Annotated in this window: 31 protein-coding genes and 3 pseudogenes; 23 read left to right on the top strand and 11 right to left on the bottom strand. The window is 53.9% G+C overall.

Annotated elements, in window-relative coordinates:
- Nucleotides 1-291 precede the first annotated feature (291 nt).
- Complete coding sequence (locus ABIA48_RS23130; RefSeq protein ID WP_429492921.1) at nucleotides 292-1185, top strand: sensor histidine kinase; 894 nt, start codon at nucleotides 292-294, stop codon at nucleotides 1183-1185.
- Nucleotides 1182-1841, top strand: a complete 660-nt coding sequence (locus tag ABIA48_RS23125) for a response regulator (protein WP_429491578.1) — start codon at nucleotides 1182-1184, stop codon at nucleotides 1839-1841. Before ABIA48_RS23130 ends, ABIA48_RS23125 begins: the two co-directional genes overlap by 4 nt.
- On the opposite strand, the pseudogene ABIA48_RS23120 reads toward ABIA48_RS23125, so the two are convergent.
- Nucleotides 1825-1993 (bottom strand): annotated as a pseudogene (locus ABIA48_RS23120) (lipid kinase YegS); the annotation flags it as partial. The gene ABIA48_RS23125 and the pseudogene ABIA48_RS23120 sit on opposite strands and share 17 nt — an antisense overlap.
- 230 nt (nucleotides 1994-2223) lie before the next feature.
- On the opposite strand from ABIA48_RS23120, the gene ABIA48_RS23115 reads away from it, so the two are divergent.
- A complete protein-coding gene (locus tag ABIA48_RS23115; protein WP_429491576.1) occupies nucleotides 2224-2538 on the top strand; it encodes a hypothetical protein in 315 nt (104 codons plus the stop codon).
- 64 nt (nucleotides 2539-2602) lie between these two features.
- Here the strand turns inward: ABIA48_RS23115 and ABIA48_RS23110 are convergent, their stop codons facing one another.
- Together ABIA48_RS23110 and moaB are read right to left on the bottom strand one after the other, a co-directional pair.
- A complete protein-coding gene (locus tag ABIA48_RS23110; RefSeq protein WP_429491574.1) occupies nucleotides 2603-3829 on the bottom strand; it encodes a molybdopterin molybdotransferase MoeA in 1227 nt (408 codons plus the stop codon).
- A complete protein-coding gene (gene moaB / locus ABIA48_RS23105; protein ID WP_429491572.1) occupies nucleotides 3813-4352 on the bottom strand; it encodes a molybdenum cofactor biosynthesis protein B in 540 nt (179 codons plus the stop codon). The genes ABIA48_RS23110 and moaB overlap by 17 nt, the downstream gene beginning before the upstream one ends.
- An 81-nt stretch (nucleotides 4353-4433) precedes the next feature.
- On the opposite strand from moaB, the gene mobA reads away from it, so the two are divergent.
- Entirely contained in the window at nucleotides 4434-5036 is a 603-nt protein-coding gene (mobA, locus tag ABIA48_RS23100; RefSeq protein ID WP_429491570.1) for a molybdenum cofactor guanylyltransferase MobA, read from the top strand.
- A gap of 76 nt (nucleotides 5037-5112) precedes the next feature.
- Entirely contained in the window at nucleotides 5113-5334 is a 222-nt protein-coding gene (locus ABIA48_RS23095; protein WP_429491569.1) for a YgdI/YgdR family lipoprotein, read from the top strand.
- Nucleotides 5335-5498: 164 nt separating this feature from the next.
- Here ABIA48_RS23095 and ABIA48_RS23090 read toward each other — a convergent pair whose 3' ends face one another.
- From ABIA48_RS23090 to ABIA48_RS23075, 4 genes are all read right to left on the bottom strand, one after another.
- On the bottom strand, nucleotides 5499-6389 hold the full coding sequence (locus ABIA48_RS23090) for a pseudouridine synthase (RefSeq protein ID WP_007983464.1): 891 nt from the start codon (nucleotides 6387-6389) through the stop codon (nucleotides 5499-5501).
- Between the two features lie 122 nt (nucleotides 6390-6511).
- Nucleotides 6512-6829, bottom strand: coding sequence for a hypothetical protein (locus tag ABIA48_RS23085; protein WP_007983466.1), 318 nt, complete (start codon nucleotides 6827-6829; stop codon nucleotides 6512-6514).
- A gap of 171 nt (nucleotides 6830-7000) precedes the next feature.
- On the bottom strand, nucleotides 7001-7237 hold the full coding sequence (locus tag ABIA48_RS23080; RefSeq protein WP_429491566.1) for a glutaredoxin family protein: 237 nt from the start codon (nucleotides 7235-7237) through the stop codon (nucleotides 7001-7003).
- A gap of 105 nt (nucleotides 7238-7342) precedes the next feature.
- Nucleotides 7343-8551 carry an ammonium transporter gene (locus ABIA48_RS23075; RefSeq protein ID WP_429491564.1) on the bottom strand — a complete coding sequence of 403 codons (1209 nt, stop codon included), beginning with the start codon at nucleotides 8549-8551 and terminating at the stop codon, nucleotides 7343-7345.
- A gap of 329 nt (nucleotides 8552-8880) precedes the next feature.
- Between ABIA48_RS23075 and ABIA48_RS23070 the strand changes: the two genes are divergently transcribed.
- From ABIA48_RS23070 to ABIA48_RS23045, 6 genes and pseudogenes are all read left to right on the top strand, one after another.
- On the top strand, nucleotides 8881-9195 hold the full coding sequence (locus ABIA48_RS23070; protein WP_046040614.1) for a DUF883 family protein: 315 nt from the start codon (nucleotides 8881-8883) through the stop codon (nucleotides 9193-9195).
- 1 nt (nucleotide 9196) lies between these two features.
- Nucleotides 9197-9586 carry a phage holin family protein gene (locus tag ABIA48_RS23065; protein ID WP_007983474.1) on the top strand — a complete coding sequence of 130 codons (390 nt, stop codon included), beginning with the start codon at nucleotides 9197-9199 and terminating at the stop codon, nucleotides 9584-9586.
- On the top strand, nucleotides 9583-9927 hold the full coding sequence (locus tag ABIA48_RS23060; RefSeq protein WP_007983476.1) for a hypothetical protein: 345 nt from the start codon (nucleotides 9583-9585) through the stop codon (nucleotides 9925-9927). The genes ABIA48_RS23065 and ABIA48_RS23060 overlap by 4 nt, the downstream gene beginning before the upstream one ends.
- Nucleotides 9928-10134: 207 nt before the next feature.
- Nucleotides 10135-11463, top strand: a complete 1329-nt coding sequence (locus ABIA48_RS23055) for a deoxyguanosinetriphosphate triphosphohydrolase (RefSeq protein ID WP_429491561.1) — start codon at nucleotides 10135-10137, stop codon at nucleotides 11461-11463.
- 178 nt (nucleotides 11464-11641) lie between these two features.
- Nucleotides 11642-12034: a response regulator gene (locus ABIA48_RS23050; RefSeq protein WP_007983480.1), complete on the top strand. Its 393-nt coding sequence runs from the start codon at nucleotides 11642-11644 to the stop codon at nucleotides 12032-12034.
- A gap of 245 nt (nucleotides 12035-12279) precedes the next feature.
- Nucleotides 12280-12831: pseudogene (locus tag ABIA48_RS23045) on the top strand (response regulator); the annotation flags it as partial.
- Nucleotides 12832-13309: 478 nt separating this feature from the next.
- Here ABIA48_RS23045 and ABIA48_RS23040 read toward each other — a convergent pair.
- Nucleotides 13310-13573 (bottom strand): hypothetical protein, encoded by a 264-nt coding sequence (locus ABIA48_RS23040; protein WP_429491559.1) that lies wholly within the window; start codon nucleotides 13571-13573, stop codon nucleotides 13310-13312.
- Between the two features lie 295 nt (nucleotides 13574-13868).
- Between ABIA48_RS23040 and ABIA48_RS23035 the strand changes: the two genes are divergently transcribed.
- The 9 genes from ABIA48_RS23035 to ABIA48_RS22995 all read left to right on the top strand — a co-directional run bounded on the left by ABIA48_RS23035 (nucleotide 13869) and on the right by ABIA48_RS22995 (nucleotide 19721).
- A complete protein-coding gene (locus tag ABIA48_RS23035) occupies nucleotides 13869-14375 on the top strand; it encodes a hypothetical protein (protein WP_429491558.1) in 507 nt (168 codons plus the stop codon).
- The gene (locus ABIA48_RS23030; protein ID WP_429491556.1) at nucleotides 14372-14641 is read left to right on the top strand and encodes a hypothetical protein; all 270 of its coding nucleotides are present in this window, start codon (nucleotides 14372-14374) and stop codon (nucleotides 14639-14641) included. Before ABIA48_RS23035 ends, ABIA48_RS23030 begins: the two co-directional genes overlap by 4 nt.
- Nucleotides 14638-14925 carry a hypothetical protein gene (locus ABIA48_RS23025; RefSeq protein ID WP_429491554.1) on the top strand — a complete coding sequence of 96 codons (288 nt, stop codon included), beginning with the start codon at nucleotides 14638-14640 and terminating at the stop codon, nucleotides 14923-14925. The genes ABIA48_RS23030 and ABIA48_RS23025 overlap by 4 nt, the downstream gene beginning before the upstream one ends.
- Complete coding sequence (locus ABIA48_RS23020) at nucleotides 14912-15307, top strand: hypothetical protein (protein WP_429491552.1); 396 nt, start codon at nucleotides 14912-14914, stop codon at nucleotides 15305-15307. Before ABIA48_RS23025 ends, ABIA48_RS23020 begins: the two co-directional genes overlap by 14 nt.
- Nucleotides 15304-17559: a hypothetical protein gene (locus ABIA48_RS23015; protein ID WP_429491550.1), complete on the top strand. Its 2256-nt coding sequence runs from the start codon at nucleotides 15304-15306 to the stop codon at nucleotides 17557-17559. The genes ABIA48_RS23020 and ABIA48_RS23015 overlap by 4 nt, the downstream gene beginning before the upstream one ends.
- Nucleotides 17560-17611: 52 nt before the next feature.
- A complete protein-coding gene (locus ABIA48_RS23010) occupies nucleotides 17612-17875 on the top strand; it encodes a hypothetical protein (RefSeq protein ID WP_429491549.1) in 264 nt (87 codons plus the stop codon).
- Nucleotides 17872-18120, top strand: coding sequence for a hypothetical protein (locus ABIA48_RS23005; RefSeq protein WP_429491547.1), 249 nt, complete (start codon nucleotides 17872-17874; stop codon nucleotides 18118-18120). Before ABIA48_RS23010 ends, ABIA48_RS23005 begins: the two co-directional genes overlap by 4 nt.
- Nucleotides 18117-18335 (top strand): hypothetical protein, encoded by a 219-nt coding sequence (locus tag ABIA48_RS23000; protein ID WP_429491545.1) that lies wholly within the window; start codon nucleotides 18117-18119, stop codon nucleotides 18333-18335. The genes ABIA48_RS23005 and ABIA48_RS23000 overlap by 4 nt, the downstream gene beginning before the upstream one ends.
- Nucleotides 18336-18512: 177 nt before the next feature.
- Nucleotides 18513-19721: a hypothetical protein gene (locus tag ABIA48_RS22995; RefSeq protein WP_429491544.1), complete on the top strand. Its 1209-nt coding sequence runs from the start codon at nucleotides 18513-18515 to the stop codon at nucleotides 19719-19721.
- A 121-nt stretch (nucleotides 19722-19842) separates the two neighbouring features.
- On the opposite strand, the gene ABIA48_RS22990 is transcribed toward ABIA48_RS22995, so the two are convergent.
- A complete protein-coding gene (locus ABIA48_RS22990) occupies nucleotides 19843-20769 on the bottom strand; it encodes a hypothetical protein (RefSeq protein WP_429491542.1) in 927 nt (308 codons plus the stop codon).
- 318 nt (nucleotides 20770-21087) lie between these two features.
- On the opposite strand from ABIA48_RS22990, the gene ABIA48_RS22985 reads away from it, so the two are divergent.
- Both ABIA48_RS22985 and ABIA48_RS22980 read left to right on the top strand, forming a co-directional pair.
- Nucleotides 21088-21306: a hypothetical protein gene (locus ABIA48_RS22985; RefSeq protein WP_429491540.1), complete on the top strand. Its 219-nt coding sequence runs from the start codon at nucleotides 21088-21090 to the stop codon at nucleotides 21304-21306.
- A 137-nt stretch (nucleotides 21307-21443) separates the two neighbouring features.
- Nucleotides 21444-21983, top strand: coding sequence for a recombinase family protein (locus tag ABIA48_RS22980; RefSeq protein ID WP_429491538.1), 540 nt, complete (start codon nucleotides 21444-21446; stop codon nucleotides 21981-21983).
- A gap of 204 nt (nucleotides 21984-22187) precedes the next feature.
- On the opposite strand, the gene ABIA48_RS22975 is transcribed toward ABIA48_RS22980, so the two are convergent.
- Nucleotides 22188-22973 (bottom strand): hypothetical protein, encoded by a 786-nt coding sequence (locus tag ABIA48_RS22975; RefSeq protein ID WP_429491536.1) that lies wholly within the window; start codon nucleotides 22971-22973, stop codon nucleotides 22188-22190.
- 385 nt (nucleotides 22974-23358) lie between these two features.
- Nucleotides 23359-24972 (bottom strand): recombinase family protein, encoded by a 1614-nt coding sequence (locus ABIA48_RS22970; RefSeq protein WP_429491534.1) that lies wholly within the window; start codon nucleotides 24970-24972, stop codon nucleotides 23359-23361.
- A 44-nt stretch (nucleotides 24973-25016) separates the two neighbouring features.
- Here ABIA48_RS22970 and ABIA48_RS22965 point away from each other — a divergent pair.
- Nucleotides 25017-25106 (top strand): annotated as a pseudogene (locus ABIA48_RS22965) (LuxR C-terminal-related transcriptional regulator); the annotation flags it as partial.
- Nucleotides 25107-25110 lie beyond the last annotated feature (4 nt).

The raw sequence follows: 25110 nt of genomic DNA, 5'->3' as shown, positions 1-25110 counted from the left end.
TGCGACGGCGACAGCCAACTTGTTCCATTATGGAACCACTGTCTAAATGTCTGGATTCCTGACTTTTCGGACATGTATACAAACGCGACCAACGGTATCTTAAGTGCTACTATGCCGCCTGTTAGTTGGCGCCAATTAATGGCAGTGTGATTGCAGCCGGAGAGTTTGAGGCTGATTTCTCCAACAAAATAGTGCATCCCGTTGAAGTCGACGCTCCACATTAAAAAACAGGGGCCTGTCAGCCAGCATGACCGGTCTGCCCACAGCGAACATCCATTGGCTCCATCCGCTATGCACGCCAGCCTCAAGTCAATCGCCATGTGGCCACCGTCCCGAGAAAATGCACGCACATTCACGCTGTTGCTATGTGCCTGCTCGACGCTCGGCAGTGCACTGGCCTATGGCTTGTCCATTGCGTTGCCCCTGGCATTGCTGGTGCTCAATGTTGCGGCGCTGACCAGTGTTGCGGTGCAGTACCGCCTCTCGCGCAAGTCCATCAAATTCCAGCCTCAGGAACTGGCCGACCGGCTGTTGCAGGTTCAGGAAAACGAGCGTCACCGGTTGAGCCGGGAGCTGCATGACGATATCGGTCAATTACTGACCGCTGCAAAACTTCAAAGTGACTGGCTCAAACGCCGGATGCCCGAAGAACTTCAGGGGCAATGCTCGGTCCTCTGCGACACGCTGGAAGAAACCCTGGCCAAGGTTCGTGATGTATCCGCCATTCTCAATCCCCGGCAGTTGACCAGCCTTGGGCTGGAAGCCAGTCTGCGGGCGCACCTGCTCAAGACCCTGGCCAACACCCCGGTGCACTGGAGCCTGGAATGCCAACAGCGCCTGACCGGCATACCGGAGGAAATGGCCGTGGCCGCTTTCCGTATCACCCAGGAAGCGGTCACCAACATCCTGCGGCATGCCCACGCCAAGAACCTGCTGGTGTGCCTGCAGCGCCTGCCACAAGGCCTGATGCTGCAGATCCGCGATGATGGTCAGGGCTTCGCGCCCGCAACAGACCCAGGTCGTGAAGGGCAACGCGGTATGGCCGGGATGTCGGAGCGGATCGACCAACTGGGCGGCACATTGACCGTTACCAGCGAGCCGGGCAAAGGCACTCAAATCGAAGCTCTTTTTCCCTGGGCGCCCCGTGCGCTCGAACGGGCCAGTTCGAATAAGGTTATGCATTGACTTGTAATTTACTACTGGTGGATGACCACTCGCTGATCAGGGCTGGCGTGCGCGCTCTGGTAATGGATCTGCCGGGCTATGCCGTCATCGGTGAGGCCAATGACGGCTCGCAGTTGCTCGAAATGGTCGGGCAGCTGTCCCCGGATATTATCCTGCTGGATATTTCGATGCGTCACACCGGCGGCCTCGAAGCCTTGCAGCAGCTCAAGCGAGTACGCCCGCAGAGCAAGGTCCTGATCCTCTCGATGCACACCGACCCGGCCCTCATCATGCAGGCGCTGGAGTCCGGAGCCCATGGCTACCTGCTCAAGGACACCACGGCGACCGAACTCGAACACGCGCTGGAGGCCTTGCGCAACAACGAGCGCTATCTGAGCCCGGCCATTGCCCACACGGTGATCAATCAGGCATTGACCCGAAACCAGAAACACCAGCCCGAACCTGCCGACTCGCACAACCTGACAGCCCGTCAGCTGGAAATCCTGCGGTTGATCGTTCGCGGAAAATCCACCCGAGAGATCGCCAACGGCCTGGGGCTGAGCGTCAAGACCGTCGAAACCCACCGCTCGCAGGTCATGAAGCGCTTGCAGATCTACGATGTAGCCGGCCTGGTGCTATTTGCCGTGCGCGAACAAATCATCAGCCTCGATGACTAGGCACCTCACTGGCATTCAATCGCGGCGAATCCTCTGACAAATGCACGAGCAGCGCCGCTGGGCGATCTGAAAAACGCAGGTTATCCCCTTCCAGCGGCTCACCGTCCAGATTGATGTTAAAGCCCTTCCGAGACCTTGATCTCGCCCCACGGACATACTGTCGTTACCGAAGCCTTCGGCCAACAGGACTTTCAACGTCCGCCCACCTCCTACCCGTCTCGTCGACCTCGAAGCCTCCGTTAAAAGTCGCAAGAAAATGAATTATTTCCTGACAGAAAGACACGGCAGGATTTTTCTTACAAAACATGAGGAATCGGCTCAATTGACCAGAATTCTGAATTGGTAGACCTTGGGCTGCAGCAGGACATCACAAGGACGTGCCATGCAAACCCAAAACCTCGCATCACCCGCTATTTCAGCCTTGCCGCTCGCAGATATTAAAAGTGCAGGCCACCGAACTGAATGCAGCAACCGCATAAAAGCCACGGGAGAAGTTGATATGGAACCTCGCGTCACCGACCTGGAAACACACCTCAAGTACATACGCAGGGACATGGAAGAAGTCCGGGGTGACGTCAAATCCATCAGGCACAGGCTTGCCTATTCCGCCGGCGGAACAGCCGTAATCCTCGGTTTGCTTGGCTGGATCGCCAATAGCCGTTTCGAGCAGGTTATTTCATTGCTTCTGGCGCATTGAACGGCCATCAACACAACACCCGGTTCAATCAACCGGGTCTTGTGTGAAAGAGCCGCTGGAGCCATCAGCTCAGGACTTCGCTCAACGGAATGAAGAAAACACTGTCGCCTTGTATCAGCGTACGACCTTCCAGGACTTCTACCAGCCCATCAGCCCAGGCAGCGCTGCGCAGCACACCGGAACTCTGGTTTTTGTAAATCGTCGCCCTGCCGTTTTCCAGCCGCCCGCGCAAATACTCACGCCGATTGCCGGGTTGAAGCCAGTCAAACCCTGCCGGCACCTGCACCTTCAAGGGCTCAACGTCTTGCACACCCTGACGACGCAAGAGATAGGGCCTGGTCAACAACGCAAAGGTCACGAGGGTCGACGCCGGATTGCCCGGCAAGCCGATCACCGGCACACCGCGAAAATGCCCGAACGTCAGCGGTTTGCCGGGCTTGATGGCGAGTTTCCACAACGTCAACTCGCCCTCTTCGCGCAAGGCGATGCCCAGAAAATCGGCTTCTCCTACCGATACGCCACCGGTCGAGAGGATCAGGTCGACATCCTTCAACTCACCCAATCGGGAGCGAGTGGTTTCCAGATTGTCCGGAAGAATTCCCGCGTCGACGACCTCACACCCCAAACGCTGCAACCAGCTACACAACAACACCCGGTTGCTGTTGTAGATCTGTCCCGGCCCCAGCGTCTGCCCGGGCTCAATCAATTCGTCGCCGGTAGACAGCACCGCCACGCGCACCCTGCGAACCACTTCCAGCTCGGCGCACCCCAAGGAGGCAGCCAATCCTTGCTCGATCGGGCCCAGCCGCGTACCTGCCGGCAGAATCAACTCGCCGACGGTCGTTTCCTGACCTTGCGGACGAATGTTCTGGCCTTGGGTCATGGTTTCGGTGAAGCGCACTCGCCCATCCGCCTGAACCTCGGCGTTTTCCTGCATCTCGACGCAGTCGGCACCTGCGGGAACAGGCGCCCCGGTGAAAATGCGCGCACAGGTTCCTGGCTGCAACGGATCGGGGGCCTGGCCGGCAAACACCTTCTGACTAACCACCAACGGCTCTCCCGTCCAGTCAGCCATGCGCAAGGCATAGCCGTCCATGGCACTGTTTGGCCAGGGCGGCAGATCAAGTGTCGACACCAGGTCTTCAGCCAGTACACGCCCCTCTACCTGCGCCAACGGCAAGCGTTCACGCTCGACAATCCTTGAGGCTTCGGCCATTTCCAGCAGACGCGCCAATGCCTGCTCGACAGGCATCAGACTGCCAGCCTTGCCAGGCTTACCCACGGGATTCACAAGGCGCTGCCTGTTTCAAATGGGGTACGAAATTGCACGGGCGATGCCGCGAATCCAGTTGCTCGGCAAGTATGCCGTCCCAACCGGTGCGCACGGCATTGGTCGAACCCGGCAAACAGCAAACCAGCGTACCGTTAGCCAATCCGGCCAAAGTCCGGGACTGAACGGTCGAGGTGCCGATATCGGCCACCGAGATCTGGCGGAACAGTTCACCAAACCCATCAACCTGTTTGTCCAGCAGGCAGCTAACGGCTTCCGGCGTGCTGTCACGCCCGGTAAACCCGGTTCCGCCGGTGATCAGCACAACCTGCACGACATCGTCGGCAATCCAGTTGGCGACTTGCGCGCGAATTTTGTAGAGGTCATCTTTGAGCAACACCCGGGCTGCCAGGTAATGACCGGCAGTGGTCAAGCGGTCGACAAAGACCTGACCTGAAGTGTCGGTTTCCAGTGTGCGGGTATCACTGACAGTCAGCACGGCGATGTTCAGCGGTGCGAAAGGTACATCAGCCTTGGCTTTCATAGGCTCGTCCAGTTGTAGGAGAAACAGCCCGGTGTTATATCACAGCGCTCCGTTTTTTCGCCGCTCCCATGGAGACCTGCCATGACCACGAATTCACAATTGCCACCCTGCTCCATTCTGCTCCTGGCGGGCGGGCGCGGCCAACGTATGGGCGGTCAGGATAAAGGGTTGCTGGACTGGCACGGCGAACCGCTGATTGCACACTTGCATCGCAAGACCCGTCCACTGACCGATGACCTGATCATCTCCTGCAATCGTAATCCTGAAAAGTATGGGCCCTACGCCGACCAGTTGGTCCACGATGATGAAGGTGACTTCCCCGGGCCTCTGGCCGGTATTCGCGCGGGCCTGAAAGCTGCTCGCCATACCCACCTGTTGGTCCTGCCATGTGACGTTCCGGGCATTGATGCGGCGCTGATCGGCAACATGCGCGAGACTGCCAACCTGCATCCGGACAAGCCGCTGATGGTGCGGCATGATGGCCACTGGGAACCGTTGTTGTGCGTTATTCCCGTGGAACACAGGGCTGCGTTCGAGAATGCCTGGAGCGAAGGTGAGCGCAGCCCTGGCCGGTTGATGCGCAAGCTCGGCGCGACCGCACTGCAATGCCCCGACAAAGACCCTCGGCTGGCCAACCTGAACACGCCGGAACTGTTAAGCGGTCATATCACTGTGTCAGACTGATATTAATCAGGAACTTGCGCGGACAGTGCACGTCTCAAGCTCGGCAATCAAAGAACTCTTATTCGGAGACACACTCATGACTCAACGGACCCTCGCCACTTTCATGCTCGCACTCGGCCTCGCAAGCCTCGCCGGTTGCTCGTCGCCTACAGTGATCACCTTGAATGACGGTCGCGAAATCCAGGCCGTCGACACCCCACAGTACGACAAGGATTCCGGTTTCTACGAATTCGAACAGCTCGATGGCAAACAGACCCGCATCAACAAAGACCAGGTTCGTACCGTTAAAGAGCTGTAACCCTGGCGCCGCCGGATACACAAAAGCCCGCTTGATGCGGGCTTTTTCATGCCTGAAGAACAGCGCTTCAGGGTATTGCCAGTCAGTCAGATACCCTTTGTAGCAGCTGTCGAGCGCATTACCGTTTAACTGACTGGCATTAGCGCTTCAGGGACGCTTTTCGATCACCATTGCAAGGTGATTTCACTCTCGAACGCTCGCTCCTGGCCCGTGACCGGATCGATAAATTTCAGCCCCTGAGCCAGCAATTTCAAAGGATTGGCGTAGTCATCTTCTGCATCCTTGAGCACCTCGGGGTAAAACGGGTCGTTGCAGATACCGGCTCCCAACGCCGCCATATGGACCCGCAGCTGATGTTTCTTGCCCGTTACCGGGTAAAGACCATAACGCCAGAGATCTCCCTGTTTCTCCCTGACCTCTACCGCAGTCTCGGTGTTGCTGGCCCCGGGGCCCTCCTGCATGCGGAAGAACGGTTCGCCATCGACCAGCCGGCTTTTATGAACCAGCGGGAAAGCAAGATCAGGCAACGCCCGTGCGATGGCCTCGTAGCGTTTTTCGATCTGCCGGGTTGGAAACAAGGACTGATAAGCCGAACGAGTCTTCGGGTTAGCAGAAAACAGCACGAGCCCCGCGGTATGCCGGTCAATGCGATGCAATGGCACCAGATGCGGATTATCCAGGCGCCGGATCAAGCGCCTCAGCAGCGTCTGTTCGACGTATTCGCCAGCCGGTGTCACAGGCAGGAAGTGCGGTTTGTCGGCCACCACCAGATGCTCGTCCGCGTACAGGATCGACTCGATTACCGGGATCGGCTTTTCATCCGGCACTTCGCGAAAATAATGAATCCGCAAACCTTCCTTGTAGGCCAGGTCGAGGGCGATCGGCATGCCCTGCCCATCGAGGACCCGGCCACGGGCGATTCTGTCCAGCCATTGTTCACGACCGATAGCGCTGAAATGCTCACACAGGCAATCGACAACGGTCTGCCACGGGCCAGGCGGCAAGTAGAGCGTACTGGCCTGACTGTGTGCCGCGGAAAAAGAAGAAGTGGACATACGAAAGCTTTAACCCTCAGTGCAGAGCGGCATTATCCAACAGCAGGGGGAATGAACCTAGGGGACGCTCTCAATTAGTTTTCCCGGCGTGAAAACTAATTGAGAGCGTCCCCTAAGATTCCTCAAGCCGGGATCTGCGTGCGTGCCGCCGCCTCGGTGTACTCCTTGAGCCAGCGCAGCACATCGACCGCCTCCCAGCGAGCGGGGTCATACAGGGCGTACAACAACCCCTGATAACCCACGACATCGAGTTGCCGGTGATAACCCGCACGTTGAAACAAGGCTTCGATTTCAGCGAAACAGGTATTGAAATGCGTTTTGTTGAAGGGCGTTTTTCCCTCGGTCACCAGACCATCCAGACGCAACTCACGGACGGCCTCGTGCACGACGTCTGCGGACATCCGGTTCACGCTGCTCTTCAATTGTTCGACATTGACCATGATTCATCCCTCTCACGCCCGGGCTTGCCTGCTCGTTCCCGAAAATCGGCAATGGCAAGGCAGGCACCGCGAATAACTGTATGCGCGTACAGTATCCGATCAACACCGTATAAGCCAAGGGGATCAATCGCAAAGTTCGACAGGCGGGAGCTAGTGCCAGCGCAAAAACGCTTAGCGCAGGAACGCCACCACCTCATCGGCACTGAACGGCCAGCCCAGTTCAGCGCCGGTATCGACTCGTCGCAGCACTGGAATACGCAGGCTGTAAGCTGCGAACCATGTTTCCTTGTCGGCGATATCCACTCGTTCCACCAGCAGACCGCGCTCGACAAACTCCACCAACATGGCTTCGGCGACTTCACAAAGATGGCATCCAAGGGTGCCGAACAGCTGACATTCAGGAAGCATGAGCGCTCAACCAAAAATTGAAGTGATCATTCTAGGCCTGCCCCGAATAGCCGTCGAGCCGTTGAGGCCCCGGCCCTGATGCCACCGACGATAAGGAGATCTGAGTCAGTCCTGGCTCACTGCGCCGATCTTGTGAATCGACAAATCCGCGCCGTAATACTCCTCTTCTTGACTCAGGCGCAAGCCATGCAGCGCCTTGATCACGCCGTACACCGCAAACCCGCCGGCCAGGGCTACGGTCACGCCCAGCGCGGTGCCAATCAACTGGCTGATCAGGCTGACCCCGCCCAAGCCGCCCAAGGCACTCTGGCCGAAGATGCCGCAGGCAATGCCGCCCCATACACCGCACAAGCCATGCAACGGCCACACACCCAACACATCGTCGATACGCCATTTGCCTTGGGCTGCGGTAAAGCACCAGACAAACAGCGCCCCCGCGATGGCACCGGTAACCAGCGCGCCCACGGGATGCATCAGGTCAGAACCGGCACAGATTGCCACGAGCCCCGCCAACGGGCCGTTATGCAGAAAGCCGGGGTCGTTGCGCCCGACAATCAGCGCGGCCACCGTACCGCCCACCATGGCCATCAGCGAGTTCACTGCCACCAGTCCGCTGACACCTTGCAGGGTTTGCGCGCTCATGACGTTGAAGCCGAACCAGCCGACGATCAGGATCCACGAGCCCAACGCCAGAAACGGGATGCTCGATGGCGCGAACGCGACCAGGCGTCCGTCGCGATAACGGCCGTTACGCGGCCCGAGCAACAACACCGCCGCCAGCGCCAGCCAACCGCCCGTGGCATGCACCACCACCGAGCCGGCAAAATCATGGAAACCGGCACCAAAGCGCTCCAGCAACCAGGCCTGCAAGCCCAGGTTGCCGTTCCAGACCATGCCTTCGAAGAACGGATAGATAAACGCAACAATCAACGCTGTCGCGCACAGTTGCGGAACAAACCTGGCGCGCTCGGCGATCCCTCCGGAAATGATCGCCGGGATCGCCGCGGCAAAGGTCAGCAGGAAGAAAAACTTCACCAGTCCATAGCCATGGTCGGCATTGAGCACGGCCGCTGGTTGCATGAACGTCACGCCATAGGAAATCCAATAGCCTATAAAGAAGTAAGCCAGTGTCGAAACGGCGAAGTCACTGAGGATTTTCGACAGCGCATTGACCTGGTTTTTCTGTCGCACGGTTCCGACTTCGAGAAAGGCAAAACCGGCGTGCATGGCCAGAACCATGACCGCACCGATCAGAATGAACAGCGTGTTGGAGCTATGGACCAGGGTGTCCACGGCGCTTTGCAGATTTTCCATTGGATGGGCAGACCTTATGGCAGAAAAAAAGCACCAAAGCAGTTCGCGAAGTCTGTCCATGCACCAAGTTGCGGCTTCGAAGCATCAGCGGACTGATCTCGTTGAACCGCCTTGGTGCACGGACACCGTCCGGGAAAAACGTGCCCCGGACGTTTGCGCGAGTTTTTGATTGTTGGTCCTACGGTTTTACTGAAATCATGCCCGGCTATAGCGCAATGGCGCGGACCGGCGCACCACGACACAGCAAAAGTTGTACCAGTCATTTGTACTGAACCTTCGCCGAAGGCTCATACTCGAACACATCAGAAAGCCACTTATGGAGATCCACCATGGCCCGCACCCAGGCAAAGACTGCTCAAGAAATCCTGATGAACGACTTTCAGACACTGGTCAGTGACACCGAACGGTTGCTGGAGCACACCGCGACCCTGGCCGGCGATCAGGCCGACGAGTTGCGCGAGCAGATTCACGACAGTCTGTTGCGTGCCCGTGAAACCCTGAAGCTGACCGAAGACTCCCTGCGCGAACACGGCAAGGCTGCTGTCACCGCCACTGAAGACTATGTCCAGGCCAACCCTTGGCAATCCGTCGGGATCGCGGCCGGCGTGGGTTTCCTGATCGGCCTGCTGGCCAGCCGGCGCTGATATGTCGATCGGCGAATCCGGCCCGTCTGTAACGGGAACAAGCTCCTCATCGCGGCGCCTGGGTGCTGCCTTCCTTGGGTTGCTGCACAGCCATGTCGAACTGTTCGGCATCGAATTGCAGGAACAGAAAGCCCGCACCGTCAGCCTGTTGCTGTTTGCCGGCCTGGCCCTGGTGTTTGCGTTGTTGCTGTTGGTGGGATTGTCGACGCTGGTGCTTATCGTGTTTTGGGACACGTATCGCCTGACCGCCATCATCGGGCTCTGTGTGTTCTACACCCTCGCCGCCCTATTCTGTGGAATGCGCTTGAGAGCAGCGATTTTCGATGAGTCCTCGCCCTTCAACGGCACGCTGGAAGAGCTGGCCAACGATCGGGAGCGCCTGCTGCCATGAGCCTGCCTGAACTGCCACACAACAGCTCGCGCACGGAAATGCGCAAGGCACTGATCCGTCTGCGCATGGAAATGCATCGTCAGGAAATCCGCCACGAATCAGCGCAACTGCTGCAACCCTTGCAACGCGTGCGCGGGATGACGCAAAACCTGCAGGACGGCTTCGGCATCAAACACGCGCCACTCTGGGGCGTGGCCGCCGTCACCTTGCTGGGCTTTCTGACCGGCAAGGGTGCAAAAAACGGTGGTGGCCTCGGCAGCCTGACCCGGCTGGTCCAGCTCGGCACCACATTGGGGCCGCTGATCAAACTGATCATGCAGGGCTCTTCGCGCAAAGACTGACCGGTTTCTTTCTGGCGGCACTCTTGCAACATCAACGGGATGCGCCCCTCTATCGAGGGGTGCCATCCTGTGCACCTGCCCGGTCAACAGGCACCCTCCAGAAACAACACCTTGCCAGGGAAGCCTGGTGATCGACGAGTTCCGCTTGCAGGTCATGGCGCGAAACGGGAAGCTAGGCCATCAGTCACCTGACGGAGAGACCCCGCCTTGGATTGGCACACCCTGCTTACCCGCGAACGCCTCGGAAAACCGCTGCACAGCCCTGAAGAGCTCGGCCGCAGTCCTTTTCACAAAGACCATGACCGCATTATTTTTTCGGGGGCTTTCCGTCGCCTCGGGCGCAAGACCCAGGTTCATCCGGTGTCCAGCAATGATCACATTCATACGCGCCTGACCCACTCACTGGAAGTCAGTTGCGTGGGGCGCTCACTGGGCATGCGGGTCGGCGAAACCATCCGCAACGCCCTGCCCGACTGGTGCGAACCCAGCGACCTGGGGATGGTGGTGCAATCGGCCTGCCTGGCACACGACATCGGCAACCCGCCTTTCGGCCACTCCGGTGAAGACGCGATCCGGCACTGGTTCCAGCAAGCAGCAGGTCGGGGCTGGCTGGATGCAATGAGTGAAGCCGAGCGCAATGACTTCCTGAACTTCGAAGGCAATGCCCAAGGCTTTCGGGTACTCACCCAGCTGGAGTATCACCAGTTCGACGGTGGCACCCGACTGACGTATGCAACGCTGGGCACGTACTTGAAGTATCCATGGACGGCCAAGCACGCCGACTCGCTGGGCTACAAGAAACACAAGTTCGGGTGTTATCAGAGCGAGCTGCCGCTATTGGAGCAAATCGCCCATAAACTCGGCCTGCCGCAACTGGAGGAGCAACGCTGGGCACGGCATCCGCTGGTGTACCTGATGGAAGCCGCCGATGACATCTGCTATGCGCTGATCGACCTGGAAGACGGCCTGGAAATGGAGTTGCTGGAATACGCCGAAGTCGAGTCCCTGCTGCTGGGCCTGGTGGGCGATGACTTGCCGGAGACCTACCGCCAGCTCGGTCCTGGTGATTCGCGCCGACGCAAACTGGCGATCCTGCGCGGTAAAGCCATCGAACACTTGACCAATGCGGCGGCCCGCGCCTTTGTCGAGCAACAGGACGCGCTGCTGGCCGGTACGCTGCCCGGCGATCTGGTGGAACACATGCACGGTCCGGCCAAGCGCTGCGTATTGAATGCCAAGGACATCGCTCGCAAGAAAATCTTCCAGGACAAGCGCAAGACCCTGCACGAGATCGGCGCCTACACCACGCTGGAAATCCTGCTCAACGCCTTTTGCGGTGCAGCGCTGGAGCAGCACAACGGTCGTACCCCGTCGTTCAAGAGCCGCCGCATCCTTGACCTGCTGGGCAACAACGCACCCGATCCTCATGGTCCATTGCACACATCGTTTTTGCGCATGATTGACTTCATCGCCGGCATGACCGACAGCTATGCCGGTGACATGGCCCTCGAGATGACCGGCCGCTCCAGCCACTAAGGTGTGTCGATTGATCAGCCATTACGGCATCGGTTATGGCTGATCAACCCTTCAACATCCAACAACACTCAAGTTTCGTCGAATCGCCCTACAGCACATGGCGAGCGAACTGATCGCTTGCCCAACACACTCGCGAAACAATCGCCCTCCCTTCTGTTCGACAGATGAAGTGCGCCCCATGGCCGAAAACGATCTACGCATCCTCGTGGTGGAAGACCACCCCTTCCAACTAATAGCCACTCAATACCTGCTGGAAAGTTATGGCTTCAACCGACTGACTACCACCGACAGCGCCAAAGGCGCCATGCAGCAAATGCTCGGGGCTGCCCAACCGTTCGACGTCCTTTTATGCGATCAATGCCTGCCCGATCTGACGGGACTCGATCTGGTCCGGTTCGCCAGCCAGCGAGGGTTGATCAGACAGGCGATCATACTGAGCAGTCTGACGACTTCTGAACTGGATGAACTTGAAAAAGCGGCCACTGAACACGGGCTGCCATTATTGGGTTACTTGATAAAACCATTGAAACAATCTGAATTTAGAAACTTGTTGACCTCAGCACCACTATAAAAAACACACATGCAATAGTCGAAAAACAAACAACGAAAAACTCACAAGAAACCTTCTTTTAAAGCGCACCTGAACATTGGCGCGCTTCAGCCTTCCTAATAAAAAACCTAGTTAATGCGTAGTCCAATTCTTTTTAATCTGTAGGACTTCTCCTATATTGCTGCTACAGCTCCGTCAGTTCATGCGTCCCTTCAAGTATCTGAGCTAAGGTGCGCGCTTTATTTGAGCTTGCATGGGACTTGATTATGAACTCCGTTTTTATTGTCGACGATCACCCCGTTATCCGCCTTGCCGTTCGAATGTTACTGGAACATGAAGGTTACAAAGTCGTCGGCGAAACTGACAATGGGGTCGACGCCATGCAGATGGTTCGCGAATGCATGCCGGACCTGGTCATTCTCGACATCAGCATTCCAAAGCTGGATGGCCTGGAAGTGCTATCCCGATTCAACGCAATGAGCACACCCCTTAAAACACTGGTACTGACGGCACAATGCCCGACACTTTTCGGCATTCGTTGCATGCAATCTGGTGCATCGGGTTATGTCTGCAAACAAGAAGACATCAGTGAACTGGTCAGCGCGATAAAAGCGGTATTTGCAGGTTACAACTATTTCCCGAGCGAGACTTTGAACCCCGTCCGCGGAGATGAAACACGCTGCATCGAACTGGAATTGTTCAAAACCGTGAACGACCGGGAATTGATGGTCTTGCAACTTTTTGCCCAAGGTCGCACGAACAAGGAAATCGCCAAGGGAATGTTTCTGAGCAACAAGACCGTGAGCACCTACAAACAAGAATTTCACATGTACACAAGAACTCCCGCAAACTGTGGCGGGGCTTTGGAGCGGCACTGCCCAAGGGCAGGCATCTGGCGCCGTCTGAAAGTAAGAACAAATATAGAATCCGATGAGACGCGCTTCCAATCCTCTCCGATCCTGCGAAATAGACAGTTGAGTAAGTTGTTTGGGTGGAATGCCGTACAGCTCGCTGAGTACGGGGTTCAGATATAAAAACTCGTACACCCCTTCAACTAAGTATGCAACTTTTACTTGACAAAACATCACTTTCGTGAGAGAATTATACAAAGGATAGAGATAAATTTCTCTTCTTTCGCAACAACAGTTTTCAATCAATCATGTCTGAAAGGGTTCGCTGTTGTTGTCTGGTGGTAGCTTCCTGTTACCGCCATCTATTCCCATCTCACCATCATCGTTTAAGTCCTTCTCTGTGATGGTGGGCGAACTGCGCTCAACGTAGCTCACCTATATTTCCTCAAAAATCTTGAGATGCCAGCAACGGACTGTTTCCCCGTTGTTCCTTGCGTTCTATCCAGTAGCGTTGGCGAAACTGGTACATCAGGATAAACGGAATCAGGGCCGTTTGCTCAATAGACCGTTTGCTGGCGGTGATGGAAACAGCAACTAATTCAATTGGCTTTGAAATCGAATGATGGCCCTTGCGGCCATTTTTCTTATTTCGCCCACAAACGTTACAACCAAAAACCATACAGCACAGGAGGCCACGAATGGCAAACAAGGTTATTCGCTGCTCGCATTGTGGCCGTCCATACGCATTGGAGCGCATTCGGATTCGCAACTATTGCAGCATTCGCTGTCGAGTGGCAGCACATCGAGTAAGCAAGAAAAAACTGGTTGAACTCTCGATCAATGAGAACAACCTCACAGGAGAGACACATGGAATTTAATGAAGAAACAGGCCAATACGAATGGCCAGAATAATCAACAACGGATGCCTTCGAAGAAAGCAAGGCAATCGCTGAGCAATACATCAACCTATTAATCCAACTCAAAAACCACAAGGAAACCAACTGATGTCCGTTTTGCGTAAAGAAAACAAGCAAGAACTACAAGCCCTGAAAGAAGCAGCTACCGCCGCTTATAAGAATCGCCAGCATGGCTACGACGCCTTTGCCGAGACTGATCCAAAAACAGGACGCGCCATTCCCAAGATGATGATTGGTGCATACGCTCCTGAGCTGGTTCTGTCTGCTGCTCAGATCATTCCAACATATCTGGCAAAGATCGCAGAAGGCTGCACACTGCATGAGTTTGGGACGATGCAGCATGTTGGAGCCTCGCAGTACATCTATTTCTACAAGCCCGAAGCGCAGCAGCGTGCTGACATTAAAACTCTTCACCTCGAAGTGGAGGCGAAGTACAAAAAAGAGATTGAAGAACACAACAATGCAGTTGTTGCTCGACAAGTAGAATTGGAAGAAGCCGCGATTGATCGTCAAGTTGAAAAAGAACTGGCGGCAGAACGTCAGGCTCAACGTGCTGCAATCGAAACTCGTATTCGTGCGGAGCTATCGAAATGACAAATCCCAACGATGTATTCACCAACCTACGATATGCCGCCCCGACTCAGAGTGAACTGCAAGCCCTGCTTTTACAAAGAGATGCACTGTCTACCCGAGCAAGTCAGCTTGCAGATGAGAAATGTGAATTGCAATCGAAGCTGGATGCCATGACCGCTGCATTCGAATTGTTGGCCGTGCAGTACAACGAAGCTGTTCACTTGCTTGATGTTTCCACTACAGCACTTGAAGAGCTGACTTCCGCTATTGTCGAAGGTGCTCAATGAAACTCACAAAAACACAGAAGCAGTTTTTTACTCACTTCGTCGAGGATGCAACACGCTCGACGCTGCAAGATGTTCGGACGCCAGCGGAAATTGACGAGTTTATAGCTGGCACCGATCTATCACCAATGGCGCAGGAGTATGCGGAGTCACTGTTGAAGCAAGTTGATTTCACCGTTTTGAAAAGAGTTGATCGATTCTTACGAAGTGACGAATACCTGGCCGTTATGGCTGCCATCGAAAACACATTAACTGAAGTAACACGGAGGACAGATGAAATTACCTGAGTACATTCAAACCATCAGCGAGGGTGGGCCAGCCTTCTTGGTCCACTGCCTTATGGGCAGCATCAACATCAGACACCTGCCTAGTGCAATGCGTGGGTACGTCAACCACAACGCGGGATGCGCTTATCAGTATCGGTACTTCTGGTTCGCCACAGAGGTTGGTCTGGTGGTAGCAGTCTCAGGTGACAGGAAGGCCATTGAGGTGCTGGACGATTTCTTCTCTACACCACAGCCGACATACGAAGAGTCTGAACTCCAATATAAGGGCAACGGCCCGAAAGCATTCCTGCGAGTCCTGAATTCGTTCCGCAGGTGCTACATGGGGTTGAATCGCCAACGCTCCTACGGTGGCTCTGTGCTGCCCAAGGGTGAAACAGCATGATGACCGAGGAAATCGCTAGGCTCTCCGGCAAGCTGGTTTTTGACGTCGATATGCGCCGCATGCTGGCCTTTGAACGAAAGCTCACAGCCTTGCAGCATCGACTCCAAGAGTTCGGCAAGGTGGCAAACAAGAAACTGAAACTGGATGTGATCGCCAATGCAGGCAACCTACAAAAGCAACTGAAACAGAACGCTGCTCTATCGAAAGAACAGTTCGCCGCTCAGATGCAAGCCAGCACGTTTTCCCTTGCGAATGAGAAAGCCCGTACTGCCCTTTCGATAGAACAGACGAAGCAAGCCCTCAAGCAATCCCAAGTCGCTAAAGCAGCTCAACAGCACAGCATGCGAGCCGAGGTTCATGCTCAACGTATGCAGCGTGAGCGAGCAGCTACAGCCGCCGCTGAGGCGCGTTCCCGCACAGCTTTAGGCCGAGCAGAGGCATTCGTACAGCAACAGCATGAGAAGCGTCAGAAGGCCGCAGAGCGACAAACTCAACGAGCTTCCTACCAACGTTCGAGTGGTAGCGTTCACCGTGGTGGTCATGGCCTTGGCGGTATGGCCGGACGTATGTCCATGATGCCCTCTATTGGGCCCATGGTCGGTTTGGGGAGTGCTGCCGCTGGCGCCACTATCGCTATCGGTGCAATGGCTGCCGCCGCTCTAGCTGCATCACTGGCCTTCGCTTCCAGCGCCGAGAAAACCGCCAACGCTCGTGATTCCCGTATGGCCTCTTTCAATGCCGCCGCAGGTAGCAAGGAAGGCGGGGCCAGAATGGAAAAGAGCTACCAGACTCTTGCCGACTTCCTCGGTTTGAACGCCAAGGAAGGTGGTCGAGATTACGCCAAGGTGACTGGAGCGTTCGCAAAGCGTATGGGCGTGGAGAAGGCCGAAGACACGTCTCGCGGAATCATGTCATTTGGTAAATCACAGGGCATGTCTCAAGAGGACCTGTCGAACATGAACCGAGGCATCATTCAGGCGTTGGGCAAGAACCAGCTCTACAGCGAAGAGTGGACAGGCCAGATTTCTGAACACATGGGCGCTAACGCCAACCAGTTTGGTGCAGAGGCATGGCAACGGACAATCGGGGGAAACCTGAAAGGTGACGCTGCCGAGAAAGCGTTCTCCGATGCTCGTGAAAAGAAACTGATCAAGGGTAGCAAGGTCGTCACGAAGTTCTTTGAATACCTCGGGGCGATCATGAAGCAGCACGCCAATGACGGCGGTGCCCTGGATGTGGCTCGCAACACGCAGGAGTCACGCGCCAACCGCTTCAACAACCAACTCGACAATCAAATGGTGCAAGCCTACGAGTCGGACAACGGCAAGTTGAAAACAGCCACCGGGGACTACGCTGCCGCGAAGCTGGAACTCTTGAAGTCTCTCGGCCCACAGTTCGATCAGTTCGCCAGCTTCACCGCAGACACACTGGATAGCCTGACGAGAATTCTCAAGCTCACAAAGGAGCTTGTAGACACCCTTAATAGTCCTGATCCAAAAGCGATGGAGCAGTATTTCAGCCCGGAATCAATCGAGAAGTTCAAGCAGGCATGGAGCACCTTCGGTGATTCCATGACCAATCACTTTGAGGCATTGAAGAAGCTTTGGCAGAGCATCTTCGGTGATGATGGTTCTCGTGATGTGATGTCTTTCCTGTTGAATCGCATCAGTGACGTGCTCAACTTAGTCAGTGCGACTTTCGGTGTAATCGATTCGGTCATTGAAAAGATTCGTTCTGTTCTGATTGCAGCAGGCATGTTGAAGCCAGACACAGAGCAAAAGAAGATTGCCGAGGTTAAAGCCGAAACAGCTGCCCCTCATAACGGCAATCAGTACATGACCAAGAAGCCAGAACCGGGCCATGAATGGGATATGCCAGCTCCTTTGGGTGGCGCAAGTCTTAGCCCTATAGAGGTACAGAACGCAGCAGATAGTTTGCAACTTCGCATCTCTACGATGAACCTGCCTCAAGTACGTATGCCGGAATACTACAACGCCCCACCAGTGGAGCAGGGAGTAACGCATATACATCCTGAGTTCGACTATGAACAGTTGGCTTCTGCAATTAACGGTGCAAACACCACACTTGGTGGCCTGGCCCCGATTGAAGTGAAGCTAGAAATGAATTTCCACGGTGTTACTCAAGCATCTGAAATTATCAACACAGCAAGAACTGAAATTACAGATATTGCTCGTGAAGCGTTCACCGACCAAATCAGTCGAGTGAACGCAGGCTTGAAAGACATTAAATAACGGATGGCCTCCGGGCCATTCATCCCCACCAATATAGAAAAGGAACATGCCAATGTACATCGGCAAGACACCGTTCGCCTTCTGTTTGACGTTGACACTGATTGCAATATCGCACTTTAGCCAAGGGTCGCAGATTGAATCTGTCAGTCAGCACGCAATCGACTTGAATCGGCAGACTTACAACCGACTCCAGTTAGAACGCTCGCAAGACAAGACGATAGATAACGAGCAGATACAAAAGCTAGTGGCACTCGAAGTGATGCGGGCCACGTCCAGCAACAAAAATATCAAAAACTCTACAGGAGAAATAGATTGAATCACCCTGAGAACCGACACATTCGCAAGAGTGTTGATCGTCAAGCAGCTCTAATTGCCTTCGGTCTTTCTGCCAGTTCAGCGAAAGAGTATGCCGAGAAACTGAAAGACTTCACTGATGCACAGTTCAATCAGATAGTTACAGGTGCTACTACTTCAATCGCAAAAGCAGCAGCTCCAGAAGAGCTAACTTCTGTTGATATGACAGTGCAAATCCTCAAAGCCAAATATGGAGAATCCGAATGAACCAACCCGCATTACTGCAAGGAATTCTAAGCGTGCTGCAAGAGTATGCCGCCGAATACCCTATCGCCCTACGCATTCAATTGGTCGAAGAACTTATTGAGGCAATGGGAACACGCGAATCACCACAGCCTGTATTAACTGGGCGAAAGGCATGGCGAAGAAATGAAGTAAAGGAAGAGCGCCCCGCGTGGGCACTTCCACACTACGCCTACTAATCAACTCAATTTCAGGAGAAAACCCAATGAACAAGACTTGCACCTGCAACTACTGCGGTCATGTGTTCTCAGTCCAGAAGCGACGCCGTTATTGCAATGCGTTCTGCTTCCACTCTGATCCACACAACCCGAAAGCCCAAAACCCGATCAATGCCAACCATAATGGAGCCAATACCAATGACCGCAACATCCAGAACAACAGCTAAGCGCCAACCGACCTGCCCACAGTGCAAAAAGCGCTTTCGCACCAGCAGCAGGACAGCGAAATTCTGCAACACATCTTGCCGCACCAGTTTCAACAATGAAGCACGCCGTGTGACATATCTGTTCAACGCCACAAACTCCCCTTTCTTTCAAGAGCTGGCCCGACAAGCTGTTCGTGCAAGGACTCTTCTGATCTACAAGGACTTCTCGCAGGAACAGCTAGAAGCACTTTATGACGTGTACGCCGCTTACCAGAAGACGAACGTTTATGGGCTACGCAAAGAGTTCGGTGAAGCTCAGTTTGAAATCAGCCACATTGCGCCAGTTCGTGGCAAAGAGTCTGTCGGCTTGTTCCGTGCTGACAATCTGGTGATTGCTCCAATGGCTCTGAACCGTGCGCACGGGACTAAGCATTTCAGTGGCGGTGCATCCCTCCCTGTAACTGATCTGTCTCCGCGTTTCGGCCTGGAGAAGGACGCCAACCACGCTGACGTGATTCAACGCATCATCAAGCTGATTGGCGAGAAGGTAGTCATGGCCGTGGTCAAGTCGAAGAAGATTCAACCGTCAAAGCGACAGGCTCTGTACTCGTGGCTAGTCGATAACCTCGACCCAGCAAACCCTGATCATGCCAAGCATCTGACAACGATTGAAACAGCATCCGCTCGCATCCTTGCGGGGATAAAGAGAGAGGTGCAAGGCAAGGAAGCAGCGGCGGACTTCCGTGTGTTCCTGCCTTACCACGATGACACTAGTGTTCTGATGAGCGAGTGGGAACGCATAGGGAAAGCGTATCGCCCTGAGCTGCTGCCAGCTTTGGAGCGCATCCAGTTTTTGCTCGCCAACACGAACTCTCGTTTCAGGTTCAACTTCTACTTCGATGCTATCGACACGCAACTGGTCTTCGACATGCTCCACGGCAAGCCAGCCTACACAGTCGATTCTGTGATTGACGCTCTGTACACCAAGGCTCTTGCATCGCCAGTGATATACCGGCCTACCGATGCACTTCTACAATCAGTGCAACCAGCCGTACAGCCTCTAGAAGCTCGCAAGTCGGTCACGCTATCCTTCATTGAAGATCTGGATAGCCAAATGGAGTACATCGCTCCTATTGCCCTCGTAGTCACTAATATGGCGCCAGTTGAAGAGCCTCACTTCATTGTTCGATCATCCCTCTAGGGATGTAATCCACACGGTGGAATCAGCCTGCAAGCTACGGTTTATAAGGCTTTGAGGGCTATTTAAGTGTGCGTGCAAAAGCCCTACTTGGGGCTTTCGCCCCAGAGGTTTTCGGATTGAATTACTCCACCGATGCAACTTTACCAACCCAAAGGCGAGTGTCACTTGGATTTCTTCCGGGTCTCCAGAACACCTCGCCACTCACTTCGTTGGGAATACGATAGACAATCTTGGTCTTCATAGTGATCAATGGATTTATACTTTTGAACCAGATGTTGTAGCCTTCGAGCATAATCGGCTCTACAGTATCAAACTCGTAATCCTTTCCATTGTAATTAATAAAAAGGCTCCCTCCGATTGGAAGTCGAGACTCTGTGTCGAGATTTTTAAATGAAGCATTTACAACAAAGAATCGAGAGCCTTCCCATTGCTTCGGCTCAGCAAACTGGTTGCCAGTGCCTACCTTGTTGGTAGCGTATGCTTTATTGGCTGACACTTCAAAGTAGCCGACTTCTGCTTTTGAGGGTCGAGACTTCACGAAGTCTATATACTGTTCAAAGTAGTTTGCATTTTGCCCGAACCCAGTAGCTGTGGCAATCGCACCACAATTCATGTAGTTCAACAGAGATGACTTCAGTTCTCCCTTCGCGCCTTTGATAATCTTTCTGAACTCAACAGTCGCCTCGCTAAGCAGGGGCTTTGAATAATCCTCATCACCTTCAAATGCATCTAATAAATCTCGCTTGCCGTACTCTGACTCTCGTGCCAACTTTAGTTCGCTATTAAGCTTTATACCTTTGGCCTCAAGAGGAGCCTCAAGTCTTGCTATCACGGAGTCTTTTGAAGTTACATAGCCCAATGAATCTTCAATTATTATAATAGGCATCACTCGAAATATGATTTGCTTCTCTTGGTCTGATACGGAGCTTAAATACTTGTCGCATTCACCAGAAAAGTAGAATTTATCATTGATCACGGCGTCTAATGACTTGTCTGTTTTTGCCCAAGCAGATGTACTTGCTAAAAGTGTTAGGGTGATGATCGCCATTCTCATATCGATTACATCCTGTAGTGTCGTTAGGCCATCCTATCATGCCAGCGCTATCTAAGTGTGAGGGTGCTCCTTGAAGAACATGCGGAAAACCTCGATCAATCCCCAAACAACTTCGGCAAACTGATTCATCTTTGAAGTGGTGAAATTTGCAGCACGTCTGTAACCCTGATTCCGTGGGGCTTCCAGTCTCTGGCTGTGTAGCAAAGCCCGCTCCCCGTAGTCGAATTTCAGTTTCTGCAAGAAATCTGCAAGATTTCCCGCCTGCTCCATACTTTGTGCGTCCAGGCCAATCCACCATCGAGTTCTGCTCCCATGCCAGACAACACAGAAGCCCACATAGCGACAGCGGATGTACTAACCCTCCTGCTGCATAACCAGCACGCGCTTGCAGCAGCGATTGAAGAGTTGTCCTTATGGGCTAAATCCAGTGGTTCAAGCGAAGCCCATGAGAACGCCGTCACCGCATTGCAAACTCTTGATGCGAACGCAACCGCCATCACTGCCGGGATTCTCAAGCTCCGCCAATCCTGATCCGCTGTGTTCAATTAGGTACACCCTTGAGACCACTCATCGATGAATACGGATTCTGTATTCAATAGGGTTGATTTTGATTGTGCATACAGCCACAATCCAATCATCTAGACCCAAATGAATACGGAGCACGGGCAATGGCAGAGATTGGTTATGTACGGGTGTCCTCGGTTGATCAGAACACCGCCCGCCAGTTGGACGGTGTTGCCCTGGAGGAAGTGTTCACGGATCAAGTAAGCGGTGCGACCACAGAGCGCCCACAACTACAGGCCATGTTGAGGCACGTGCGAAAAGGCGACACCGTTTACGTGCATTCGATTGACCGTCTTGCTCGCTCCCTTGAAGACTTGCTGTCATTGGTCAAAGGTTTGATTGGCCGGGGCATAGCCATCCGATTTCACAAGGAACAACTGCACTTCACGGGCGAAGCAAACCCAATGCAGGAGCTAATGCTTTCCCTGCTGGGCAGCGTTGCACAGTTCGAACGGAGCATGATCAAAGAGCGCCAGCGTGAAGGCATAGCGAAGGCCAAGGAGCGTGGTGTCTACACAGGCCGCGTGAAGACAGTAGATGACGAAGCAATCAAAGCTTCCATCGCTTCTGGTGTGTCTTATCGTGCCACTGCCAAGGCTCTTGGAGTGAGCCTGAGTACCGTTCAACGCGCAATGAAAGACTGACTCACACCATCACTTTGCTCGGGTGCTACGGCGCCCGAGTGGCGAAGTTTATTTTCAGAAAGCAGTGGTTTTCATTTGGCCCCCTCGCACTTGGCTAAGCACCTCGGGAATGGCGCCAGATTATATTTTCGGCTAAAAGACCAAACGACTGTCGAAGTGCACTGAAAAAAAATTCGGGGGCATGGTGGATTTCTAGAAAAGGGTCTAGTCATCCGTTGTCGTTGGCACTGCCGCACAACACCAGCCGAACACGTGGAGCTGTCCACAACTCCAACACGCTTTGTGTTCGCCGTGCTCTATATCCTCAATCGCCATTCTCTGACCGCATCGCTTGCAAGGCATTGAAAAGCGCCCGGCACGTTCAACTCTGAATTTGTCGCCTACTTTGATGATGCTGTGTTTCGCCCCGCACTTCTCGTTGTAGCACTCTATTTCAGACCCAGCGTCCACTTGGGCTTGACTGAAATACATATCCGACTGGCACACCGTGCAGGGCTCTACGGCAACCATGTTGACGCTCATAACAACGTTTGCTGAGGCGACCCGCTCCACCTCATTGATGATCTCGTGCAGCATTTCTGCCGTTACCTTGGCGGGAGATTCCGCCTCCTTTAGAGAGGGGACATGCAGGAATTTACCAAGCTTGTGGTAGTTCTCGTTTAACCACTTCACAGGGAACATCCTATAGTCGCCAAGCGGTGACCACTCACCCGATGGAGCGCCATCATTGGCGGGCACACAATAGGATACTGTCGCGTCCTGATCAGCATGCGGCTCGAAACTCAGGAGGCGTTTCAACGCTTGTGGTGGTTGCCACGTGCGGTAAACCGACCTGGGAAGGACTTTACCGACCTTGCCGAGTTTCTGGTAAACAATGCTCTCGATGCAGTATCGCAATTCAAGGCAGGCATGGCGTAGTGCGTTCTCACCTCCTGCGGCTACGTAGGCTTTTGCCCGGCTGATGTACTCATCGACACTATATATGCTCATCCTTGTTCGCCTTTTTATTTGGTTGTGTCCCATCGACTGCTGCCCAATACCGGTGATTGCTTGTGTGGCTCTAGGGACGTGAGTCACACGGACAGTATCGGCTGGGAGCCTTGATTTATATAGCGTTGAAGCGTTTTTTGGTGTGCGTAAAGGGTGGCGCTTATACCCCTTTTTACAGGGATTGCAAGCAATTTATCTTGATAGGGTTTCAGCCAGCACATACAATGCTCTACTGCGTCAGCAGCATCACCCCCTAACCTCCGGCCGAATACCCATAACAAACAATAACAACACCAATCAAAGCTTCTGCTTTTGATCTTTGCTGGGACTGGAATACTCGCATCGCCTTCGTTGATCCTGACACCCGCGCACCATTGAGCGGGTTTTACGGCATACCATCAATCCCGCTTTCATCGTGCACCCTTACCTTTTGTTGTTCGTACTGCAAACGAAGATTTTCATAATCTGCTTCATCCCACGTCGAGCTACCCTCTATTTCTTCAAATGACTCGTCGTATTGGTAATCCTCATCAGAACCTTTCAGAATCAGCAGCAGCTTGTCACCCTGCATCAGCTTGTATTTGTTAGTCCGTCGATCAACCCCAGCGTAGCGATACACCACTTCAATGTGGGATGGAACAAGTCGGCCATCAGGGTGAATTGTGATCGTGTAACCAACATTACGGAGCATTGCAGAGAGGCGCTGAGGATCGTTTCGCTCAAGCTCCCACACCTTACCTTGCTCGATCCATCCATTAGCTGCCGGAACTACAGTGGCCTTGAGCACTGCCAATTCTCGCTCGGTAGTTTCCCGTGCTTCTTGAGTTTTCTGGAGCTGCGCCACCACTTCAGGAATGTCACTTACAGTGAGCATTACAGAGGTTAACACCTGCATCTGTCTGGAGATTTCAAGCAGCCTGGCTTCAGCAGCAATGATTGCACTTTCATTCACGCCACTACGTTCACGCTTCACAACCTCCAAAGCAGCAGTGACGGATGTGTATTTGTAAACCGTATCAATGATCTCCTTCGGAATCACCTTAGCGTTCTGGCATCCCGTCAACTCTTGCCGCTTACGGCAACGCATAGAAACCTGCACACCCTTAATGGTGCGCATGATGAAGTTGTGTCCACAGCATCCACACTTCACGAGCCCTACAAGAAAATGGGTAGATGTCTTTGCCCGTGGGGCAGTCTTGCGTTTGTCACCTTCGAGTTGGGCACGGTGGTATAGCGATAGGTCAATGATCGGCTTATACACCTGTGCGCCGTTCCAGCGACCAATCACCGCTTCATTGCGAAGCCAGCCTTCAACACCGGGGCCAGAACACTTGGCGAGCGCCTGTACACCGCTTTCCCGCATACGCTTGGCAATTACAGCCTTCCCTAGCCCAGATGCGTACAGTTCAAATGCTAGTTTCACTTGAGCCGCAACCTCTGGAATCACAACGCCTTCCGAGGTTAGCCACACAGGTGTACTGCGCTTGGGAGTCTTGCCCTCAGCTGCAAGCCTACGGCGAGAATCATAGGATGCCTTGATACGACGACTCAGGTTATCGCTGTACTGCCGTGCAGCTTGAATCTTGCCAACGAGGATGTAGATATGCCCGCCTTCGTTCAAGCTCGCTTCAGTGAAGACCACGCCGTCATCCAAGGTGACGATTGACACACCAGCTTGCAGGATAGGGCTGACGATTTTACTCAGCATTTCCAGCACAGGAAGACGCCCGGTACGGTCGATTGCCTCAACCAACACCGCATCCCCAGCCTTAATCACACCGGCTTCAACAGCCGACAGCAATTTAGCAAAGCCCCCGCCCTCCTTGATGTGCTCTCCCTTCCAACCGCTCTTACCCAAATCTTGGAATGTCAATTCACTCGGATTGTAGTCAGGGTGATGGAGAATCCAGTTGCCAACCATAGTCTGCTGGCGCTCAAGGCTTGAGCCCTTCTTTTGAATGGCACTGGAGAAACGTGCATAGCTGAATGCTGTAGGCATGGCGCCCTCTGACTGATGCTTGAGCGCCTATTGTAATCATATGAAATACCTACAAAAAGCGCCTCATGCAGAAACTCAAAGCCAAATCCCTGGTTGAACTTATCGAGATGGCAAAACGTAACGCGCTAGTGTGAGAAC

The organism is Pseudomonas sp. S30_BP2TU TE3576, from assembly GCF_050436025.1.
Lineage (GTDB): Bacteria > Pseudomonadota > Gammaproteobacteria > Pseudomonadales > Pseudomonadaceae > Aquipseudomonas.
This window is presented reverse-complemented; position numbering and strand designations above follow the sequence as displayed.

What these genes read in the sequence shown, in the direction of transcription:
- ABIA48_RS23060 (WP_007983476.1), top strand. Translation starts at nt 9,583, where the DNA reads ATGAGCCTGCCTGAACTGCCACACAACAGCTCGCGCACGGAAATGCGC.
- ABIA48_RS23095 (WP_429491569.1), top strand. Translation starts at nt 5,113, where the DNA reads ATGACTCAACGGACCCTCGCCACTTTCATGCTCGCACTCGGCCTCGCA.
- ABIA48_RS23050 (WP_007983480.1), top strand. Translation starts at nt 11,642, where the DNA reads ATGGCCGAAAACGATCTACGCATCCTCGTGGTGGAAGACCACCCCTTC.
- ABIA48_RS23065 (WP_007983474.1), top strand. Translation starts at nt 9,197, where the DNA reads ATGTCGATCGGCGAATCCGGCCCGTCTGTAACGGGAACAAGCTCCTCA.
- ABIA48_RS23115 (WP_429491576.1), top strand. Translation starts at nt 2,224, where the DNA reads ATGCAAACCCAAAACCTCGCATCACCCGCTATTTCAGCCTTGCCGCTC.
- ABIA48_RS23025 (WP_429491554.1), top strand. Translation starts at nt 14,638, where the DNA reads ATGAAACTCACAAAAACACAGAAGCAGTTTTTTACTCACTTCGTCGAG.
- ABIA48_RS23085 (WP_007983466.1), bottom strand. Translation starts at nt 6,829, where the DNA reads ATGGTCAATGTCGAACAATTGAAGAGCAGCGTGAACCGGATGTCCGCA.
- mobA (WP_429491570.1), top strand. Translation starts at nt 4,434, where the DNA reads ATGACCACGAATTCACAATTGCCACCCTGCTCCATTCTGCTCCTGGCG.
- ABIA48_RS22970 (WP_429491534.1), bottom strand. Translation starts at nt 24,972, where the DNA reads ATGCCTACAGCATTCAGCTATGCACGTTTCTCCAGTGCCATTCAAAAG.
- ABIA48_RS23090 (WP_007983464.1), bottom strand. Translation starts at nt 6,389, where the DNA reads ATGTCCACTTCTTCTTTTTCCGCGGCACACAGTCAGGCCAGTACGCTC.
- ABIA48_RS23035 (WP_429491558.1), top strand. Translation starts at nt 13,869, where the DNA reads ATGTCCGTTTTGCGTAAAGAAAACAAGCAAGAACTACAAGCCCTGAAA.
- ABIA48_RS22975 (WP_429491536.1), bottom strand. Translation starts at nt 22,973, where the DNA reads ATGAGCATATATAGTGTCGATGAGTACATCAGCCGGGCAAAAGCCTAC.
- ABIA48_RS23080 (WP_429491566.1), bottom strand. Translation starts at nt 7,237, where the DNA reads ATGCTTCCTGAATGTCAGCTGTTCGGCACCCTTGGATGCCATCTTTGT.
- moaB (WP_429491572.1), bottom strand. Translation starts at nt 4,352, where the DNA reads ATGAAAGCCAAGGCTGATGTACCTTTCGCACCGCTGAACATCGCCGTG.
- ABIA48_RS23030 (WP_429491556.1), top strand. Translation starts at nt 14,372, where the DNA reads ATGACAAATCCCAACGATGTATTCACCAACCTACGATATGCCGCCCCG.
- ABIA48_RS22990 (WP_429491542.1), bottom strand. Translation starts at nt 20,769, where the DNA reads ATGGCGATCATCACCCTAACACTTTTAGCAAGTACATCTGCTTGGGCA.
- ABIA48_RS22980 (WP_429491538.1), top strand. Translation starts at nt 21,444, where the DNA reads ATGGCAGAGATTGGTTATGTACGGGTGTCCTCGGTTGATCAGAACACC.
- ABIA48_RS22995 (WP_429491544.1), top strand. Translation starts at nt 18,513, where the DNA reads ATGACCGCAACATCCAGAACAACAGCTAAGCGCCAACCGACCTGCCCA.
- ABIA48_RS23000 (WP_429491545.1), top strand. Translation starts at nt 18,117, where the DNA reads ATGAACCAACCCGCATTACTGCAAGGAATTCTAAGCGTGCTGCAAGAG.
- ABIA48_RS23015 (WP_429491550.1), top strand. Translation starts at nt 15,304, where the DNA reads ATGATGACCGAGGAAATCGCTAGGCTCTCCGGCAAGCTGGTTTTTGAC.
- ABIA48_RS23070 (WP_046040614.1), top strand. Translation starts at nt 8,881, where the DNA reads ATGGCCCGCACCCAGGCAAAGACTGCTCAAGAAATCCTGATGAACGAC.
- ABIA48_RS23130 (WP_429492921.1), top strand. Translation starts at nt 292, where the DNA reads ATGCACGCCAGCCTCAAGTCAATCGCCATGTGGCCACCGTCCCGAGAA.
- ABIA48_RS23075 (WP_429491564.1), bottom strand. Translation starts at nt 8,551, where the DNA reads ATGGAAAATCTGCAAAGCGCCGTGGACACCCTGGTCCATAGCTCCAAC.
- ABIA48_RS23020 (WP_429491552.1), top strand. Translation starts at nt 14,912, where the DNA reads ATGAAATTACCTGAGTACATTCAAACCATCAGCGAGGGTGGGCCAGCC.
- ABIA48_RS23010 (WP_429491549.1), top strand. Translation starts at nt 17,612, where the DNA reads ATGTACATCGGCAAGACACCGTTCGCCTTCTGTTTGACGTTGACACTG.
- ABIA48_RS22985 (WP_429491540.1), top strand. Translation starts at nt 21,088, where the DNA reads ATGCCAGACAACACAGAAGCCCACATAGCGACAGCGGATGTACTAACC.